We start from the raw sequence: 19,042 nt of genomic DNA on the forward strand, positions 1-19,042 counted from the left end.
TAAATGATCAGCTGCGCATCAGCTCCCAGCTGCAAATATTGACCGCCGAGGCCAGATTGAGAGATTCAATCTGGCCTTTGCCGTTTATGGTGTAGGCGGTGGCGTTCAGCTCATCAAGGGCCTGAGCCGGAATGCCGCGGGCTTCGTTGCCGAACAAATAGCAGTCGTGGTCGGCAAAGCCGGGCTCGGTCAAGCTGCGGCCATTCAGGTCAAGGCAAGCCAAACGGTGAAATCGTTCGCTCAGGCTGGCCAGCTCAACATCGGTTTCCAGCGGCAGATGAAATATCGCGCCCATGCTGGCACGCACCACTTTTGGATTATAAGGGTCAACGCTGCCGGGGCTGAGCAGGCAGCGAAAACCGCCGAACCAGGCCAGAGTGCGTAAAATGGTGCCCAGGTTGCCTGGGTCCTGCACCTCGTGCAGATAAATGGCTTTTTCGAGGCTGTGCTGTGGGTCGGTGGCTGGCCGGCTTATGGGCGCTATAATAGGCACAACCGCCAAAATACCCTGGGGTGTTTTGGTGTCAGCTAGTCGCGCGATCTGGCGTTCGCTGATCACGTGAGTGGTGAACGGGCTTTGCCAGTGCTCATAAGCCGCTGTCACGTAGAGTTCTGACGCCTTTAACGCGGGCTGGCGGCTGGCAGCTTTTTGCAACTCCAGCACCAGATGCTCGCCTTCCACCAGATAGTGTCCGAAAGCCTCGCGGTATTTTTTTTGCTGCAGTTTTTTAATGTCATCCAGCTTCACGGTCATGTCCCGTTAGTGTGTGCAGAGCTCAGGTGGCTACTATTTAGTGGGGCTATTGTACGTGGCTGCCGGTTTGCTGTCAGTGCGCGGGTGCCGGCGCGCGGGGCGGTTTTGCGGAGCTCGTTTTGCGGGGTTCTGGCCCTAGGCGTACAATGGCGCGAATCGCCCAATGTTTAGAGCCTTACATGGCTCGGTTAACAAAGAATGACTATTGCCTGTTTAACAAAGAGACACTATGGCCCGATCAAAAAGCAGTAACCGCTGGTTGGAAGAGCACGTCAGCGATCCTTTCGTGAAAAAAGCGCAAGTGGATGGCTACCGCTCCCGTGCCAGCTACAAGCTCCTTGAAATTAACGCCAAAGACAAGCTCATCCAACCCACTATGACGGTGATGGACCTGGGTTCTGCGCCTGGCGGTTGGTCCCAGGTGGCCACCGACCTGGTGGGGCATAAAGGTCGGGTAATAGCCTCGGACATTCTGCCCATGGACGCCGTTGCCGGTGTCGAGTTTATTCAGGGCGATTTTACCGAGAACGCTGTTTTTGACGAAATCATGGCGGTATTGGGCGATGCAAAAGTCGACGTGGTGATTTCAGATATGGCGCCCAACATCAGCGGCGTAAACGCGGCGGACCAGGCCGCGTCTATGTATTTGATCGAGCTGGCGCTGGATATGGCCAGCCAGGTGCTAAAACCCAAAGGCAGTTTCGTCGCCAAGGTGTTCCACGGCGGAGGTTATGACGGCTACGTGAAAGCCGTGCGCGAACTGTTCGACAAGGTGGTGGTGCGCAAACCGGATTCTTCCCGCGCCCGCTCACGGGAGGTCTATCTGGTGGGCAAGGGCTTTCGCGGCTGATCGCCTGTCTAAACGAGCTGTTATCAGCTATGTTCAAAAGGCCCTTTTACGCTGAGAGCAGCATGGCGCAACAGAGTCTTTTATTACTCACAACACAGCGATGAGGAACACACTATGGCGAACGACAGCTACCACGAACCGGTTGGAGAATTGTCCGATGAAACGCGGGATATGCACCGGGCCGTCAGCTCGTTAATGGAAGAATTCGAAGCCGTTGACTGGTACAACCAGCGGGTCGATTCCTGCAAAGACGAAGAACTCAAAGCCATTCTGGCCCACAACCGCGACGAAGAAAAAGAACACGCTGCGATGGTGCTGGAATGGATTCGGCGCAAAGACCCGACCATGGACAAGTATCTGCGGGAATTTTTGTTCACCGACGGCTCTATAGCTGACCACGGATAAGCTTGAAACGGCTTTGAGTGGGCAGGTCGTTGATGCAATGCTCGTAATGGCTGATACCAGGTACAGTGCCGTCTTCCTGATTTACCTCGCCCTGCCATTCAGAGATATGCCCCTGTGCTGCTGATACGTTCTGCTCTTGCTTACCTTGCCCTGATTGCAGCCATTCTGGCGCTGCTTCCGGGCATGGCCGGTTTGGGGGCTGCAGCGGTCAGCCTGGCGGTTATTCTGGGCTGGCGGGATATGCGCCTGGTACCCAAGGTGGTGTTTCTGGTGGCGGGTTTTGCGTTGGCGTTTGCTCTGGGCCGCGACCCGAGCATGATTGTGGCAGCGGCGGAAAACATGAGCCGCCTGGCTGGCTTGGTGTTGGCGGTTATGCTGTTATCGTCGGTGCTGGGCCGGACTTCAGATTTGCAAAAAATTTCGGGCAGCCTTTTTGGCGGGCGGCCACGGGTACGTTATCTCAGCCTGGCGTTTGGGACCGCTATGGTGTCGGTACCTCTCAATTTTGGTTCGGTAGCGGTGGTGGGCAGCGTGGTGGGCGAACGTATCCGCAGCAACGGCGATTCCCCGTCTACCCGTAATGCCACCCGTGCCGTGCTTAGGGGTTTTGGTGTATCGCCTACATTTTCACCGCTGTCGATTTCTGTGGTGCTTACACTGACTCTGCTGCCGGGCCTTGGCAGCCTTCAGTTGCTGATGCTCACCATTCCTTTTTCCATAGCTTTGTTGTTTTCCGGGTTGATCTGGCGCGAACCTGAACTTGAACCAAAAGCTGGTCAGGTTGAGATTTCTGGCGTCAGCGCCACTACCAGCCTTGTTGTGACCGACGCCGGCCTGGCACCCTGGTTTCGATTCTGCGCTTTGATTCTGGCAATTTGTGCCGGTGTTTTCTTACTTAGCCATCAGTTTCAGCTCAGCTATGCCTACGCCGTTACGCTCAGCTGCATAGGCGCGGTGGTGGGTGCCAGGCTTCTGGCCTGGAGCCGACGCACCAACCCGCCTCTGGTGAGTATGGCTAACGTTAGCAACGAGCTGGCGATTGTGGGCGGCTCGGCGTTTATTGGCGCGGTCATCAGCGCCGCAGTGCTGGGCCAGATTAATGGTGATTTGAACCTGCCCGACTGGCTTTGGCCGGTGCTGGCCGCGGCCGTGCCCTGGGTGTTTTTCATCGCCGGACTTGGTGGCGTAAACCCGATTGTGATCGGCACCCTAGCCGGCGGTATTCTGGGTGCCGTGTGGCCGGGAAGCGCTCTGGTGGGCTTGGGCTTTGCCATGGTCACCGGTTGGGGAATTACCGCCTTTGGCACACCGTTTGCCGCTAACGCGCTGATTATGGAACGTCTGACCGGTTACAAAGCGGTAGACGCGTCACTGCGCTGGAGCCTCAACCTGGCTCTGTCAGGGTTAACCGCCGCCAGTGCGTTGGCGGCTGGCCTGACGCTCGTTCTGGCGTAGCTCGCTTGCTCGTTACGGCTTTGTGGCATCTTTTGAGATGCGCCCGGCGCCCCGGCTTTATGGCAATCACCTATGGCGTATGCCAAAGCCCTCTGTTACTGTCTGCGCCATCCTGCCTCTAGGGATTCCGCAGTTTTAGGCTTAAAGCCTACATGCGAACCATCCATACGACCTGTCAGAGGACGTCACCCCGTTAACGGCGTGTGACCGTAGTCGTCTTTTACGCCATGAATCTTCATGGCATCTGCCCGCATTCGCCCAAAACGGTGTTCGTGGAGGCAGAATAATCAAGAGTTAATCTATTATGAGTTTTTCTTCACTCGGTTTGTCTGAGCCGCTAGTCCGTGCCACTTTGGACCAAGGTTATGAAACCCCGTCACCCATTCAGTTAAAAGCTATTCCAGCGGTATTGGCCGGTAAAGACGTGATGGCCGCCGCGCAAACCGGCACCGGTAAAACTGCTGGTTTTGTTCTGCCAATCCTGCAAATGCTGGAGCAAAACCCGCGTACCGGCAAAGGCCCGCGCGTGTTGATTCTGACGCCTACTCGCGAACTTGCCGCCCAGGTGCACGACAGCGTAAACCTTTATAGCCGTTACGTGCCAACCCGCGCGGCTGTGGTATTTGGCGGTGTGAAAATCAACCCGCAGATGATGAAGCTGCGCAAAGGGCTGGACGTTCTGGTGGCAACACCCGGCCGCCTGATGGACCTGTATCAGCAGAACGCTGTGCGTTTCAACGAAGTAGAATTTCTGGTCCTGGACGAAGCCGACCGCATGCTGGATATGGGCTTTATTCGCGATATCCGCAAGATTTTGGCCATGCTGCCTGCGAAGCGCCAGAGCCTGCTGTTTTCTGCAACCTTCTCCAACGAAATTCGCACCCTGGCTAAGGGCCTGCTGAACGACCCGGTGCAGATTGATGTTGCCGTGCGCAACACCACCGCCGAAAGCGTTATTCAGTCGGTGTATCCGGTGGATCAGAGCCAGAAAACGGCGCTGTTGAGCAAGCTGGTGCGCGACAACAGCTGGGAACAAGTGCTGGTATTTACCCGCACCAAGCACGGTGCCAATCGCCTGACCGAGAAGCTGGGCAAAGACGGTATTACCGCTGCTGCGATTCATGGCAACAAGTCCCAGGGCGCCCGTACCCGTGCTTTGGCCGAGTTCAAGCAGGGTGATATCCGTGTGCTTGTGGCTACCGACATCGCTGCCCGCGGTCTGGATATAAAGCAGTTGCCCCAAGTGGTGAATTTTGAACTGCCTAACGTGCCGGAAGACTACGTTCACCGCATTGGCCGTACCGGCCGCGCGGGCGAAAGTGGCCACGCGTTGTCGCTGGTGAGTGCTGACGAACTCAGCATGCTGGTGGGTATCGAAAAGCTGATCAAGAAGCAGCTGCCGCGCAAGGAAGTAGAAGGCTTTGAGCCGAAGAACCACGTGGCGCTGAAGCCAAAAGCCAAAGCGGACCCGAGCAAAGCCCGTAATCGCAGCGGTGGAAACGGTGGCGGCAATGGCCGGCCAAGTGATAAGCCAGGCGGGCGCAGCGCAGGCCGTAGCCAGAATGGCAATGGCGGCCGTTCAGGTCAGCGTCAAAACCAGGGTGCTTGAAGCCATAATGGCTTGAGGTAGCAGGTTAAAAAATGCGGAGCTTCGGCTCCGCATTTTTGTTTACGGAATTTGAAAATAAAAACGGGGCCATGTAGAAACAGGGCCCCGTGGAAGTCAGTGCTTTCAGAGTCTGCTGGGCCGGTTGCTCAGCAGACTATCCGCAAGGGATCAGAATTTGTAGGTGAAACCTACCATGTAGACCATCGGGTCGATTTCGACTTCAAATTTTTCGGTAGCAGCTAAAAAATTGCCCGCTGGACCATAAACTGATATTTCAGCATCGGTGTTGATATCAGCCCACCAGATAGCCGCGTTCAAACCAAAGTTCTCGCTCAGCATATAGTCCATGCCGATTTCTACAGCAATGCCTACGCTATCGTCTAGGTCGAGCTTAGTTGAGCCTGCGACAGGTACACTTACGGTACCGCCCAATCTTGTATCGATAACACTAGTCAGCGTGTCTGAAGTCTTTTCTTCAAAGAAAGTGGTGTAGTTTACGCCCAAACCCACGAACGGCTGGAAAGCTGAGGAGCTATGCATTGGGTAATATTGCAAAGTCAGCGTTGGTGGCAGGTGTTTGGTTTCGCCTAGTTTGGCATCGGCAGATATATCGCCTGCACCAGTAATATTGTGTTTGAAGGGCGTTGCGCCGAGTAGGCCAATACCGATGTTGCTGGTAAACATGTAAGTCGCACGAATGCCCAGCTGAGTATTGGCGTCAACATCAACACGGGAGTTAGCTGTAGGAAATGCGCCGATGCCAGAAACGGTAATTTGCTCACTAGACGCATCCGGCGCAACATGAGCAGCACCAGCGCGAACAATAAAATCACCCGCTTCAAAAGCCTGAGCAGCCGGCGCAATCGCCATTACAGCTGCAGCCAAAACACCAATTTTTAAAGTATGGGACATGGTAAATCTCCAGGGTTCGATTCGTATTGGCTGTAAGAGTAATGGTTGTTACAAAGGCAATCTTGATTTAGCGCAATAATTAAAAAAAGAGGAGCGCTATTTCAAGGCACCTTTGATTCAGCTCAAGTAATGAATGTATTGCGGGGTGTTTTAACGCCGTGGCCAGTAGCGTTGCATTTCCATAAATAGGAAAGACGCACTCCAGCCCACCAGTACCAGCCCGGTCAGGCCTTCAATACCGGTCAGAAACCGTAAATTACCGATAGGCTCAATGTCGCCGTAGCCTACAGTGGTAAATGTGCTGAACGAAAAGTACACGCAGTCCAGAAGGGTGCCATTAAAGTTACCAACCAGCAGCCCCCAACCCAGGGTATGGTGCATAGCAAAGTACGCTATGGCAAAAGTCCATACTTCCAGGGCATGAGCGGCCAGAACCCCCAGCACGGCCACAATCAGGCGGAAATGGTGATGATTACCCATTTGCCCCAGTACGCTGCTCAACCGCACCAGTACTTCGTGATGAATCAGCACCACGGTCACAACCAGCGCACTGAAGGCAATAGTGGCGATAAGCAGGCTTCCGGGTTCTTCTACAGGCAAAGGTGAATCTCTCCACGCTGGGTGACAGGCCCGCAGAGCGGGTGAGCTTACCCAGTTTATAATGGGTTCTTGCAGGTATTATGGTTGGGTTTGTTTTTTCTGTCACCCGATTGGCGCTATGATGCAAGTCTAAAAATGTAGAGTAGTTCCCACAGGAGTGAAGGCGATGTTTGTGAAAAAAATCTCGGCAGTCGTGTTGATGGCCGCTACCCTGACGTTTGCAGGTTGTGCATCTGTGGGCCAGGATTTTGCCACCCACAATGTTGACCAGATTACGGTCAATGAAACTACCCGCTCAGAAGTGCAGGCGTTGTTCGGTGAGCCTTGGCGTACCGGTATGAAAGACGGCAAGCGCACCTGGACTTATGGCAAGTATCGCTGGTCTGCGTTTGGCGACGACAAAACCGAAGACCTGATTATCACGTTCGATGGCAACGGAGTGGTGCAGTCTTACACCTACAACGCCACCCAGTAAATCGAGGAACGTGAACAAATGAACGGGCTGCATTTGCAGCCCGTTTTTTTTTAATCGATTTTACATTGCTAAACCCTCTTTATAGCGCTGAGTAGGTCCACTTCCTTACGGTAAATCCGGGATGACGAGACTATGCTTGGCGCCCAAAATCTCCTTCTGTGGAATCCTTCGGTAATGATTGAGTTGTTTTTCTCGACCTACATCAGTAGCTCTATCCGCTTTTTGTTTTTGTTAGCGCCATTTTTTGTGGTGACCATGTTTCTGGCGCTAACCCGCGGGCTGCCGGCGGACGAGAAAACCGCGATTATTCGTCGGGCCTGCATATCGGCGCTGGTGTTGGGTGTGATTTTGTTTTTTGCCGGTCCGCTGTTATTTGGTGCCATTGGTATTACTCTAAATTCGTTCCGCATTGGTGCAGGCACACTGCTGTTTTTGACGGCCATCAGCCTGGTTAACAATGGCACTCGCAGCCACGCCACGGGTTTACCGGATGACAATCGCGACGATATTGCGGTGGTGCCCCTGGCGATTCCGGTCATGATTGGCCCGGCGACTATTGGTGCAATTCTGGTTTACGGTGCGGAGCTGAAGCAGGTTGCGGCGGTGGCCGGGGGCCTGTTGGGGTTGGTGTCGAGTTTGCTGATTCTGGCGGTGTTGTTGCGGTTGTCGGGTTATCTGGAAAAGGCGATGGGCAAGAATGGCCTGAATATTATGTCTAAGATCAGCGGGTTGATTTTGTCGGCTATGGCGGCGGAAATAGTGTTGACCGGGTTGTCCGGGTTTATTGCGGCTTCGGGATTGGTGGCTAGGTAACGAGCTGGAGCGGGAGCAACGTCGGGGACAGATTTGAAATCTGTCCCCTTTTTTTGTCCCCATTTTGTTCGTCACTCTGCCGCTCGAGGACTCTATTTTTTCGAACTCCGTAGCGCTGGGTTGAAGCCTCTTGCCGGGTATTTTCTTCTTTGGGTCAGGCCGATCAGGATCAGCGGTATCACGATCATCAAGCTGCCAGCCAGGAACCATAAATCTGGGACTTCGTTAAACCATATCCAGCCGATGGCGACGGCCCAGATCAGGCCGGTGTATTCCGCGCTGGTGACCTGGTTGGCGTCTACCTGGCGGTAGGCCAGCAGTACGGTGATGTTGTAACCCAGTATGAACAGGGAGGAGCCGGCGGCGATGATGACCAGGTCGGTGGTCCAGCGTGAGCCTTGTTGCCAGTCCCAGATTGCCAAGGCGCCGGCGACGGGGATGATCAGCAGGTAGTTCAGGACCAGTTTGTGCACGGTGGTCTGTTGTTTTGGCAGTTTGCGCACCAGTACAGCGTTAATGGCCAGTGAGAACGCCGAGCCCAGGGCCGCAAACGCTGCCCAAGTGAAGTCTATGGGTCTTAATATCAGAATAATGCCGGCGAAGCCGCTGAATACGGCAATCACGCTCAGGGGTGTCAGGCGTTCGCGGAAAATCACGACGGATAGCAGCATCACCAGTATGGGCGCGGCATAGAATACGGCGTTGGCGGTGGCCAGGGGCAGGTTGGCCAGGGCGATGATCATGCACAGCATGCCAATCAGGTGAACATGGGCGCGGATGGCGTGAATGCCGGTGCCAGCAAAAAACTGGCGGCGGTCTATTTTTTTTGCCAGCGGTAACAGCAGCAGCAGAGTTAGCACGCAGCGCAGGAAGGCGAACTGGAATATGGGCGCGCCGGGCTCCAGCAGTTTTATCAGAACGTCGGAAATTAACGCCATGGCGTTGCCGATCACCAGCAGAAAGATGGCGCTGCCAACGGTTTTGCCAGCCATGAATAACCTCAGAAAACGCGGAATGGATGCAGCAGGGCAGTATAGCCGTGGCTCTGGTCAGCCTGAATGCCGTTTAGTACCTATCTAATGTTTAAGCACCTATCTAATATCTATGTTCCTACTTAATGGTCAAGCCATTTAAATAAAGGCGCCGGCAATCTTTGGGGGATTGCCGGCGCAGCGATCAGTCTCCTGCGGGCCGCTCGACCACTTTCCGTTTTCCGGTGGCGCACTTTGACAGCTCTTTCAGGCCGTCGCTGTCAAACGCATCCACGCGAATAACGTCGTAGAGCGCGGCAAGCGCTTCTTCCAGTTTTTCGCACTCATCGGCTTTCACCACGCCTTCGGCACAGGCCCAGTCGACCAGTTGTTTGCGTTCGTGGCCCATCAGCAGGGCAATGCCGTCTAGGTCATCTTCATCGCGGTTTCGAATAGCCTGGTGTAAGCGGGCACGCATATCGCTGGTTTCGTTGGCCAGGCGGTAAGCGTTCAGCACCCGGCCCAGAGAGTCGCTGCTGTCTGTGGGTATGTAGGCGCCGCGGTGAATGCGCTGGCGCAGCGGGGTGTCTTCTACAATGCTGGCAGCCACTTTGGTGCCCAGGCGATCGTCGGGGCCATTCAGGCCCGTCGCGCCCAAAGGGAACACCAGCAATCGCAGGGGCCAGCGTAGGGCTGGAACCGGGAAGTTGATGATGGCTTCACGCATGGAACCCTGCAGGTCGCGCAGGCAGGTTTTCAGGCACCATTCCACCATGTGGCGCTGTTCTTCCGGGTAGCCTTCTTCGTGCCATTGTTTGATTACCGCAGTGGCGTAATACAGCTGTACCAGGCAGTCGGCCATGCGCCCGGACAGGCGCTGACGAGCCTTCAGGCCGCCGCCTACGGACAGCAGAGTAACGTCGGTCATCAGCGCAAGGGCCGCCGAAAAGCGCGCCAGTTGGCGATAGTAAGGTTTCAGGTTGCCCTGGCGCGGCACTGGTTCGGCCAGGCCGCCGGTTAAGCCCAGTACCAGTGCGCGCAAACCGTTGCGGGTGGTGTGTGCCAGGTGGTGGTAAAACACGCCGTCGAACTTTTTGGCGGCCTGATTTTGGTCTTCCATGCCAGCCGCAGCGATTTCGTCAACAATAAACGGATGACAGCGGATGGCGCCCTGACCAAACACCATCAGGCTGCGGGTAAGAATGTTGGCGCCTTCAACGGTGATACCGATGGGTATAGCCTGGTAGGCGCGGGCCAGGAAATTGCGTGGCCCGGTGATAACCCCGCGGCCGGCTACTATGTCCATGGCGTGGTTGATCACAATGCGCATCAGGTCGGTGTTGCGATATTTCAGCAGCGCGGAAGGCACGGCCGGGCGTACGCCGCGGTCTAGCATACCGGCCGTGAGCAAGCGCGCGGCGTCCATCATCCAGGTATAACCGGCGATGGGTTCCAGCGCTTCTTGCACGCCTTCAAACTGGCTGATGGAGCGGCCAAACTGTTCACGGGTAAGCGCGTATGAGCCGGTGGCCAGGCTGGCAACTTTGCCGGCGCCTGTGCCCAGAGCCGGCAGCGAAATAGAACGGCCTATGGACAGGCATTCCAGCAGCATGGTCCAGCCTTTGCCCAGCATGTCCTGGCCGCCGATCACCTGATCCATGGGAATAAAGACGTCGTTGCCCCAGGTCGGCCCGTTCATAAACACCGTGTTCATGGGCAGGTGGCGGGCGCCGGCGTGAACGCCATCGGTTTCCCGCGGCACCATCACGCAGGTAACACCAATGTCGGCGTTGTCGCCCAACAGGGCGTCGGGGTCATACACTTTGATGGCCAGCCCAATCAGGGTGGCCACCGGCGCCAGCGTAATGTAACGCTTGTTCCACGTGACTTTCAGGCCCAGTACTTCTTCGCCCTTCCACTGGCCTTTGCACACAATGCCTTTGTCTGGAATAGCACCGGCATCGGAACCTGCCACCGGGGATGTCAGGGCAAAACAGGGGATTTCCTGGCCGCCGGCCAGGCGCGGCAGATAGTGCTGTTTTTGCGCATCGGTGCCGTAGTGCATCAACAACTCACCGGGCCCAAGAGAGTTGGGCACCATCACGGTAACCGCAGTGGACACGCTGCGGGTGGATATTTTCATCACGATTTCGGAGTGCGCGGTGTTAGAAAAACCCATACCGCCGTCCTTCTTGGGTATGACCAGTCCGAAGAAGCCGTTGCCGCGTATGAATGCCCAGACTTTTTCGGGCAGGTCGTAATGCTCGTGGGTGATTTCCCAGTCGTTCAGCATGGCGCAGAGTTCTTCCACCGGGCCATCCAGAAACGCTTGTTCTTCGCTGTTCAGGTGAGCGGGCTTTGCGCCCAGCAGTTTTGACCATTGTGGCTTGCCCGAAAACAGTTCGCCGTCCCAATCCACCGAGCCAGACTTCAGCGCTTCGGCTTCGGTGTTCGACAACTGTGGCAAGCGAGAGCGCACCCAGTTCAGCAACGGCTTGCTGAATTTATTCAATCGTAGATCGCCGGGGTTCAGCAGAATTAACGCCAAAGCCAAGGCAAGCCCGCCGACTATAAAGCTGACCAGATGCCAGTCGTCTTGGGCCAGGCCAATCAGCGTAGCAACGCTCAGCACAACGCTAGCCGTTTTTCCGCCAATACTGAGGTAAATCAGCACCAGCGCGCTCAACAACAGAAGCACAACACTCATGGCAACTCCTTGTCACAATGAAAAATGTCCGGAACAACCCATGATGCCCAGAATAAACACTATAGCAGGCCTCCGTAGAGCGGGTCGCACTCTGCGCCCTGTAATGATTTGTAATATTGCTAAAATAATGCAATAAAAATCGACAGTCAGCAGCACTGAAGCGAGCTGAGGGCGTGATCACCACCCCCGTTGCATGCTTAGCCCGATAATCAGCAAAGCCAGTGTGGCAAGCAGGCAGGCCACGTTCATGGCCAGAACCGGCTGTAAGCGGTGATGATCGTCTGCCACCTGGGGTAATTTGAAGGCAATCCACAGCGCCAGAGGCAGGGTTATGAAGCCCAGCGCTGTTGCCATTGGCAACCAGCCGCTGACCAACGCCAGCGTCAGTACGCCATAACTGGCCAGTAACATGGTTCCGGCCAGCCACGCGGCTTTATAAACACCCAGCACGATCACCGCGTGATAACGTCCGCCGTGGCGGTCGGCTTCGGCGTCGGGAATCTGGTTCATCAAAAGCAATGTGCTTACCAGCAGCAGACTGATGACAGACACCGCGACGGCCGCGGCGTTGATTGGCGCCCCCAGTGCTACCAGAGTCCCCAGTACCATCACCGGGCCAAACCCCAGTCCGGGAGCCAGCAGGCACAGTAGCGGCGAACGGGTAATCCAGCGGGTGTAGGTAACCACCAGAGCAACGCCGGCGCCCCCCAGTACCAGCATCGGCACGCCCCGTTGCCATAAAAAATACAGGCCAATAGCCACCACCAGCCCTAACGTAACCAGTGCCCCCAGCAAAACGGAGCGCGCTGCTGAAGGCAGCTGCGGCAGGGCGCCGCTGCCGCCTGAAAACGGCGTACGGCGGGTGTGCAGATCCAGCCCGGAGGTAAAATCTTCGTACTCATTCAGCATATTCACCGCGGCATGGGCCAGCAGCGCACCCACAAACACCAATAGGGTGTCTAAGAGAGGCGGCGGCGGAGCTTCTGGCTGCCGCCATGCCAAGGCAACGCCCAGGCCCACACACAGCGGAGCCATCACCAGAAAGTTTGGACGGGAAGTGCGGATAACGACGGCGGTTTCAGACATGGATTACGGGGCCTTGTGATGTATGCTGATACTTTGCTATCAATCAATTATAACCTCAAGCTTGGGTTAGGCTCGCATTGGCGAACGGCTTTGCTTGTGGCAATTTCAGGGAGTGACCTGTGTCCCACGCAGATTTTGATCAGCCCATAAACCGGGAAAACACCCATGCGGTAAAACTGGACGCCCGCGAAGCGGTGTTCGGCCGCGCCGATGTGCTGCCGGTGTGGGTGGCCGATATGGATTTTGCCGCGCCGCAAGCGGTTACCGATGCGCTCAGCGAGCGCGCCCGGCACCCGGTATACGGTTACACCATGTTCCCCGACAGCCTTTACAGCGCCATGGGCGACTGGTTTCGCCAGCGCCACCAATGGAGTTTTCGGCGTGAATGGGTGCTGATGGCGCCGGGTGTCGTGCCGTCATTAAATGCCGCGTGCATGGCGTGTACCAAGCCCGGCGACGAGGTGATTATACAGCCGCCAGTCTACCCGCCGTTTTACAGTTCGGTGCGACAAACCGGGCGCCAGGTTCTGGAAAATCCGCTGCTGGCGGAAAAACAGGAAGATGGCAGCTTGTACTACCGCATGAATCTGGCCCACCTGGAGCAATGTGCGGCGCGCTCGCAGGCAAAGATGCTGGTGCTGTGTTCACCCCATAATCCTATCGGGCGGGTGTGGTCTGAGGCCGAGCTGACGGCGGTGCTCGACATTTGCCGACGCCACAAACTGGTGCTGCTGAGCGATGAAATTCATTGCGACCTGGTGTTTTCCGATAGCCACCGGCACCGTATGCTAGCAGCCCTTGCGCGCCCCGATGATCAGTTGATCACCGCCATCGCCCCTAGTAAAACCTTTAATATTCCCGGGCTTGGCTTGTCGGCTATGGTGATTGCCGACAGCGGGCTACGGCAGAAAATGGCGGATGTGCTGGAATCTTTTCACATGCCCCAGAGCAATCCGTTCAGCGTAACCGGTTTTGAAGCCGGTTACCGCCACGGTGGCCCTTGGCTGGACCAGTTGATGGGCTATCTTCAGGCCAACCGCGACTTTGTGGTGAACCAGGTTGCCCAGCGCCTGCCTGGCATAGAGGTGAGTGCTCCCGAAGGGACTTATCTGATGTGGCTGGACTGCCGCGCACTGGGATTAGACGACAATGGCCTGAAACGCTTGTTTGTGCAGCAGGCCGGTGTGGGTATGAATCCAGGGGTTTCGTTTGGCGCCGCTGGCAGCGGTTTTATGCGCCTGAACATTGGCTGCCCGCGAGTCACCCTGGAGCAGGTGATCGAGCGTATCCAGGCGGTGCTTAGCACTCGGCAGTAGATTCGCGGTTAGTAGTGGGGTGGCGGCTTAACCATCGTTGTCGATGAGGTCGTCACCGCTTTGAACAGCTTGCAGGCTCTCTTCAACCGCCGCAGTGTCAGCGCCATTAAGCTCATCACTGGTGTGGAAACCCGGGGTGTTGGCTTTGGTACCCAAATGGTAGGCGGCGAATCCGGCCATAACCACCTGGTCTACCGCCATGCCGATCACGCGGCCGCTGCGGGTGGCACGCACCGGATACTGGGCGTTGGTAATGGGGTCGGTAACCTGGCCCATCAGATCGCCCTTATTCACCTTGTCGCCTAAGCCCACCTTGCTGAACAGAATGCCGCCCTGATCAACCCGCACCCACAGTGAGTCGTAGTAAACCGGCTCGGGTGCGCCCCACACAAACATCCGTGAAATCATTTCCTGTTTTTCCAGCAGGCTGATCAGGCTGTTAACCCCGGCTTCTATCTGGTGTTCTTGAATTCGGTGGGATTCCCTGGCTTCCAGAGTGACCGCGCGAATACCTGCGTTAACCGCTGCGGTACGCAACATGCCGGGTGAACCGCTGCTGTGTACCACCGCCATGCGGTCAAACCCGCGGGTGAAGGTTGCCACATCCGGATTATTCATATCGGCGCGCAGCTGGGGCAGGTTAGTGCGTTTTTGCGAGCCTGTGTGAATGTCCACCAGCATATCGCAGTGGTTGATGACTTGGGTAAACAGCGAGTGGGCAATGCGGTCCGCCAGGCTGCCGTTGATGCTGCCGGGGAAGTGACGGTTGAGGTCGCGGCGGTCAGGCAGGTAACGGCTGCCTTGCTGAAACCCCGGCAGATTCACGATAGGAATACCCACAACCCGTCCGGACAGTTTGGTCGCGTCCAGGTCATACAGAGTGCGGCGTACAATTTCGATGCCGTTTAGCTCATCGCCGTGAATGGCCGAGGTCAGGCACAGGGTTGGGCCGGGATTGACGCCGTTGACTACCAAAACCGGTGTTGGCTGCGACAGGCCGGCAATCTGGATGTTGGAAGACCAGGCCAGGCGGGTTGAAATGCCATCATCACCCTGTGTTTGCTAGCCATACTACCTCTTTCGATCGTAACTCCCAGCTTTTGCCGAGGCTAAAGGTCGACAGATTAGAGCGCTTTATAGGCGGTTGATATGGCTGTGACAAAGGTTTAATGCCGTTTTCATGAAGCCTTTTCCGGATTTGACATAATAGCCGGCGGATTGAACTAACATTCCAATGTCGTGTTTTTTTACTAACCAAGGAGTCGGACCTATGGACCTTCTGCGTATTCTGATTGCCATTTTGGTGCCGCCGCTGGGCGTTTTTCTGCAAGTGGGCATTGGCAAGCATTTCTGGATCAACATTGTGTTGACCCTACTAGGCTACATTCCTGGCATCGTGCACGCGGTGTGGGTTATTGCCAAAAAATAGCCGCAGGAAAGTAGCGCCGTGAAATAAAGACCGGGCGCAGAATGCGCCCGGTATAGGCGTAGTCAGGTATGGCGGGTTGCATGCCAGGCGTCGCCGTTTGAACTGGCGCGGTCCTCCTGCTCCAGCTTTAACAGGTGGGCCAGCGCCGAGCGCGCGGCCACACCGTGAATCGCCGCCGGTACGTCGTCATAAGCGCTGGCGGTAAGCTTTTCCAGGCTGACCGGTGTCAGTTTCTTCAGCACCCGGGCAATTTTGTGTTCGCGGGTCAATCGGTGGGTAATTAAATAATCTACCGTTGCCTCTGGCCGCGCCATCACGAAGCCATGGCCGGGTGCAATAAAACTCAGCGGCTCGGCCAGTAAATCATAGAGCGATTCTATGTACGCCTTCATATCGCCGTCTGGCGGGTTAATCACCACGGTGGAACCCTGCATGATGTGGTCCCCGGAAAACAGCATTCCCTGCTCCAACAGCAAATAACACAGGTGATTCGACGCGTGCCCCGGCGTGTGCAACACCTTCAGGATGCCGGCGTCTGTGACAATCAGATCGCCGTGATCAGGCTCGTCATCCGGATTGAAACTGCTGTCCTGTGACGCGCCTGCCGGTGCGGCGCGGCCGATCAGCCGACAGCCGGTGCGGTCTTTTAGCAAGATGGTAGCCGGTGAATGGTCCTGATGAGTGTGAGTCACCAATACCTGGTCAACACGTCCACCGGTTAGTGCCAGAATCCGCTTGATGTGGGCGGAATTTTCCGGGCCCGGGTCAATCACGGTGAAACGATCGTGGCCCACCAGGTAAGTATTGGTGCCTGGCCCGGTCATCACGCCCGGGTTGGGCGAGGTCAGGCGGATAACGCCTGCGGCAATTTCTACCGGCTCGCCGGGGACAATCACTGCGTTGGTGGTGCCTGCGCCTTCCGGGTCAAGCTTGCGAGCTTCATCGTAGGCCGGCGCGTCGGGCTCCAGAACGATGGATTTATCGCGCCGTCTGGCGGGCCAGGGCTCACTGGGCAATGGCTCGGGTGGATTGGCGTGGGCGTAACGCATAACCGCGCCGGTGTCGGTGAAATCGTGCAGCACCCGCAGGGTGCGCAGGGTCGGCAGGCTGAACAGGCGTTCGCCGCTGCGATATTCCGCCAGGCCCTGCTGCGGGGTTATCCACAGGTGGTCAATGGTTTCTTCGCCATCGTGGCTGGCGATCTGGTTTTCCGGGGTAACCGCCACAAAAAAGCGGGTGTCGAAACGTCGCGGAGGCCCCGGCGGGGTTACCCAGTGGCTCAGGTAAGCCAGCCGGTCCAGAGGCAGAATCAGATTGTGTTGCAGGCACAGCACCTGCAAGCTCACGTCGCCGCGAAACAAGGCCTGCCGTGACTGGTGAATGGGGTGGTCTGCGCCGACCAGTTCGCCGTTATCGTTAACTGCCAGCAGCAGGCCGGCTTCTTCGAAGCATTCCCTCAATGCCGCCACCATGTAGTCTGCGCCGCCCTCGCTTAGGCTCATGATCTGGCTGATGGCACTATCGTCAGGGCCGGCAATGTGGGCGCGGCAGGCTTGGTCGGCGTCATCCACCGCGCCGCCGGGAAAAACGAAATAACCCGGCAGAAAAGAGGCTTTCCAGGTACGTTGTAGCAGCAGCACCTCAAGACCCTTGTCGCTATCGCGGATCAAAGCAAGAGTGGCAGCAGGGCGGATATCCATAAAATCACCAGCAGTCAGTGGTCAATACGGCGCAATTGGGATTTTTGCGTGATTATGCCAACATACCTCATTTCTCGGCATAGGCGAATGGATTGTGGCTCGAATAAAACTGGAATTTCCCGAACAGGTGTTTTGTTTTCAAACTCGTCTGGCAGTGCGCAGCACCGATCTCAACGGTGCCAATCATTTGGGTAACGATGCACTGATTTCCATGCTGTCAGAGGCACGGGTGCAGCTTCTTTCCCATCACGGGATTGACGAAGTCGGTCACAATGGCCTGGGCATTCTGGTGACTGACCTGGCTACTGTGTATCAGGCCGAAACCTACTACCCGGAAACCCTGGTGTTTGACGTAGGAATAACCGACTTTAATCGCTACGGCGGTGATTTTGTATTCCGCGTAACCCGCGAACGGGACGGCGCTGCAGTGGCGCAGGCCAAATACGGTTTTGTATTTTTTGATTATGGTGAAACACAGGTAACGCCCATGCCGGATAGCTTTCGCTTGAAGTTCGCCGTCTGAGGCTCGTTTAACGTTCGCCTAACCGGCATTACGGGCAGTTACTTCGCCGGGTCCTTGCCTGCTTTTTGCGGACAGCCTTGCCATTCCGGCGCGGTAAAGCTGCCAGGCGATAATGCCGGCCAGCAGATTGCCCACCAGCGCGCCGGTCATCAGGCCGGGAATGCCATTAAGCTGGCTGCCCAGCCAGAGCATGGGCAGGTAACACAGAAACAGTCGCAAGGTGGAAATTAGCAGCGCCCGCAGCGGCAGCCCCAGGGCGTTGCACACCGACACCATCAGCATGCAGGCGCCCAGCCCGCCGTAGCTCAACGGCACCCGCCATAGATAGCTGGCCAGAATACTTTGCACCTCAGCATCGGTGGTGAACAATTCGGTCACCAGGCCGGAACCCAGCAGCCACAGCAGGCCAATGGCCAGCTGCCACACCACCAAAAAACGCACCGCCAGACCCACAAGGCGACGAATATTTTCTATTTCACCCCGGCCCAGCATGCGCCCGATCATTTGCGGCATCGACATAGTCAGCGCCAGCACCACCACAATCGAGAAAAACTCCAATCGCGAGCCCAGCCCCCAGGCCGCGACGGCGGTAGAACCAAAACTGGCGACCAGCGCTGTGGCCAGTACCGCGGCCATTGGCGGCATCATCTGGCTGACCATGGCCGGCGCCATAATGCCGCCCAACTGGCGCACCGCGCGCACCAGCTGCAGGCCGGCCAGGTCAAACCCGAGCCAGCCGCGCTTGAGCAGCAGCGGATAGATCAGCAGAGCGCCCAGGCCGAAGGCGGTGGCGGTGGCCCAGGCCGCGCCGGGCAGGCCCCAGCCAAAATAAAAGATGTACAGCCAGTCCAACCCTATATTTAGCAGGCTGGTGGCCACCATAACCGCGCCGGGCAGTTTGGTGTTGCCGTGGGAGCGGCACAAGCTGTAACCGAAATACACCATGGCGCCGATCCAGGCTGCAATCAGCCAAGGCGCCCAGTATTGGCGAATAACCGGCCATAGTTCAGGCTCGGCGCCCAGCAGGGTCAGAATCGGTTGCTGACCGAACCACACCAGCAGGCACAACACCAGCACCAGCACAGCGCCAATCAGCACCACCAGCCCGCCCAATTGGCGCGCGCGATCGTTGTTGTTCAGGCCCAGGGTGCGGGAAATTACGGCGGTGGTGGCAATGCCCAGGCCAACATACATACCGCTGACCAGTTGCTGCATGGGAATGGTAAAGCCCAGTGCTGCCAGCGGGTCGCGGCCAAGCTGGCCGATAAACGCGCTGTCGGTAAGCTGAAATGTCATCAGCGATAACACACCGAACAGCATTGGCCAGGTCATGTCGTAAAGCTGGCGAGGCAGGCTGGCGCCGGCGCTGGCGTTGGTGGGTAATTGACTCACAGGGGCAATCCGGATGTCGGTTCTGAAGGAAGTCGGGCAGTGTAA

The 19,042-nt window shown here is 56.7% G+C and carries 17 protein-coding genes and 1 pseudogene; 9 read left to right on the forward strand and 9 right to left on the reverse strand.

Annotated features, from left to right (window positions below):
• Positions 1–7 precede the first annotated feature (7 nt).
• Entirely contained in the window at positions 8–748 is a 741-nt protein-coding gene (locus ATG98_RS08870) for a TrmH family RNA methyltransferase (RefSeq protein ID WP_098424414.1), read from the reverse strand.
• 235 nt (positions 749–983) lie between these two features.
• Here ATG98_RS08870 and rlmE point away from each other — a divergent pair, with 235 nt between their 5' ends.
• The 4 genes from rlmE to ATG98_RS08890 all read left to right on the forward strand — a co-directional run bounded on the left by rlmE (position 984) and on the right by ATG98_RS08890 (position 5,073).
• Positions 984–1,604 (forward strand): 23S rRNA (uridine(2552)-2'-O)-methyltransferase RlmE, encoded by a 621-nt coding sequence (gene rlmE / locus ATG98_RS08875; protein WP_098420708.1) that lies wholly within the window; start codon positions 984–986, stop codon positions 1,602–1,604.
• A gap of 114 nt (positions 1,605–1,718) precedes the next feature.
• Positions 1,719–2,009 carry an encapsulin-associated ferritin-like protein gene (locus ATG98_RS08880; protein WP_098420709.1) on the forward strand — a complete coding sequence of 97 codons (291 nt, stop codon included), beginning with the start codon at positions 1,719–1,721 and terminating at the stop codon, positions 2,007–2,009.
• Positions 2,010–2,123: 114 nt separating this feature from the next.
• A complete protein-coding gene (locus ATG98_RS08885; RefSeq protein WP_098422650.1) occupies positions 2,124–3,464 on the forward strand; it encodes a hypothetical protein in 1,341 nt (446 codons plus the stop codon).
• A 304-nt stretch (positions 3,465–3,768) separates the two neighbouring features.
• Positions 3,769–5,073, forward strand: coding sequence for a DEAD/DEAH box helicase (locus ATG98_RS08890; RefSeq protein WP_098422651.1), 1,305 nt, complete (start codon positions 3,769–3,771; stop codon positions 5,071–5,073).
• A 168-nt stretch (positions 5,074–5,241) separates the two neighbouring features.
• On the opposite strand, the gene ATG98_RS08895 is transcribed toward ATG98_RS08890, so the two are convergent.
• Together ATG98_RS08895 and ATG98_RS08900 are read right to left on the reverse strand one after the other, a co-directional pair.
• Positions 5,242–5,985, reverse strand: a complete 744-nt coding sequence (locus tag ATG98_RS08895) for an OmpW/AlkL family protein (RefSeq protein ID WP_098422653.1) — start codon at positions 5,983–5,985, stop codon at positions 5,242–5,244.
• Positions 5,986–6,135: 150 nt separating this feature from the next.
• Complete coding sequence (locus ATG98_RS08900; RefSeq protein ID WP_098422655.1) at positions 6,136–6,585, reverse strand: potassium channel family protein; 450 nt, start codon at positions 6,583–6,585, stop codon at positions 6,136–6,138.
• 166 nt (positions 6,586–6,751) lie between these two features.
• On the opposite strand from ATG98_RS08900, the gene bamE reads away from it, so the two are divergent.
• Positions 6,752–7,060 carry an outer membrane protein assembly factor BamE domain-containing protein gene (gene bamE, locus ATG98_RS08905; RefSeq protein WP_098420714.1) on the forward strand — a complete coding sequence of 103 codons (309 nt, stop codon included), beginning with the start codon at positions 6,752–6,754 and terminating at the stop codon, positions 7,058–7,060.
• A gap of 174 nt (positions 7,061–7,234) precedes the next feature.
• The gene (locus tag ATG98_RS08910) at positions 7,235–7,873 is read left to right on the forward strand and encodes a MarC family protein (protein ID WP_098422656.1); all 639 of its coding nucleotides are present in this window, start codon (positions 7,235–7,237) and stop codon (positions 7,871–7,873) included.
• 92 nt (positions 7,874–7,965) lie between these two features.
• Here the strand turns inward: ATG98_RS08910 and ATG98_RS08915 are convergent, their stop codons facing one another.
• From ATG98_RS08915 to ATG98_RS08925, 3 genes are all read right to left on the reverse strand, one after another.
• The gene (locus ATG98_RS08915; RefSeq protein WP_098422658.1) at positions 7,966–8,865 is read right to left on the reverse strand and encodes a DMT family transporter; all 900 of its coding nucleotides are present in this window, start codon (positions 8,863–8,865) and stop codon (positions 7,966–7,968) included.
• Positions 8,866–9,049: 184 nt separating this feature from the next.
• Positions 9,050–11,551, reverse strand: coding sequence for an acyl-CoA dehydrogenase (locus ATG98_RS08920; protein ID WP_098422660.1), 2,502 nt, complete (start codon positions 11,549–11,551; stop codon positions 9,050–9,052).
• A gap of 177 nt (positions 11,552–11,728) precedes the next feature.
• Positions 11,729–12,637, reverse strand: a complete 909-nt coding sequence (locus ATG98_RS08925; protein ID WP_098422662.1) for a prenyltransferase — start codon at positions 12,635–12,637, stop codon at positions 11,729–11,731.
• Positions 12,638–12,756: 119 nt separating this feature from the next.
• On the opposite strand from ATG98_RS08925, the gene ATG98_RS08930 reads away from it, so the two are divergent.
• Positions 12,757–13,953, forward strand: coding sequence for a MalY/PatB family protein (locus ATG98_RS08930; RefSeq protein ID WP_098422664.1), 1,197 nt, complete (start codon positions 12,757–12,759; stop codon positions 13,951–13,953).
• 27 nt (positions 13,954–13,980) lie between these two features.
• On the opposite strand, the pseudogene ATG98_RS08935 reads toward ATG98_RS08930, so the two are convergent.
• Positions 13,981–14,997: pseudogene (locus tag ATG98_RS08935) on the reverse strand (succinylglutamate desuccinylase/aspartoacylase family protein); the annotation flags it as partial.
• A gap of 226 nt (positions 14,998–15,223) precedes the next feature.
• On the opposite strand from ATG98_RS08935, the gene ATG98_RS08940 reads away from it, so the two are divergent.
• A complete protein-coding gene (locus ATG98_RS08940) occupies positions 15,224–15,382 on the forward strand; it encodes a YqaE/Pmp3 family membrane protein (RefSeq protein ID WP_098420720.1) in 159 nt (52 codons plus the stop codon).
• Between the two features lie 62 nt (positions 15,383–15,444).
• Here the strand turns inward: ATG98_RS08940 and ATG98_RS08945 are convergent, their stop codons facing one another.
• Positions 15,445–17,082, reverse strand: a complete 1,638-nt coding sequence (locus ATG98_RS08945; RefSeq protein WP_098422666.1) for an MBL fold metallo-hydrolase — start codon at positions 17,080–17,082, stop codon at positions 15,445–15,447.
• A gap of 94 nt (positions 17,083–17,176) precedes the next feature.
• On the opposite strand from ATG98_RS08945, the gene ATG98_RS08950 reads away from it, so the two are divergent.
• A complete protein-coding gene (locus tag ATG98_RS08950) occupies positions 17,177–17,605 on the forward strand; it encodes a thioesterase family protein (protein WP_098420722.1) in 429 nt (142 codons plus the stop codon).
• A gap of 18 nt (positions 17,606–17,623) precedes the next feature.
• Here ATG98_RS08950 and ATG98_RS08955 read toward each other — a convergent pair whose 3' ends face one another.
• Positions 17,624–18,997, reverse strand: a complete 1,374-nt coding sequence (locus ATG98_RS08955) for an MATE family efflux transporter (protein ID WP_098422668.1) — start codon at positions 18,995–18,997, stop codon at positions 17,624–17,626.
• Positions 18,998–19,042 lie beyond the last annotated feature (45 nt).

Origin of the sequence: Marinobacter sp. LV10R520-4, assembly GCF_002563815.1 — a bacterium.
Lineage (GTDB): Bacteria > Pseudomonadota > Gammaproteobacteria > Pseudomonadales > Oleiphilaceae > Marinobacter.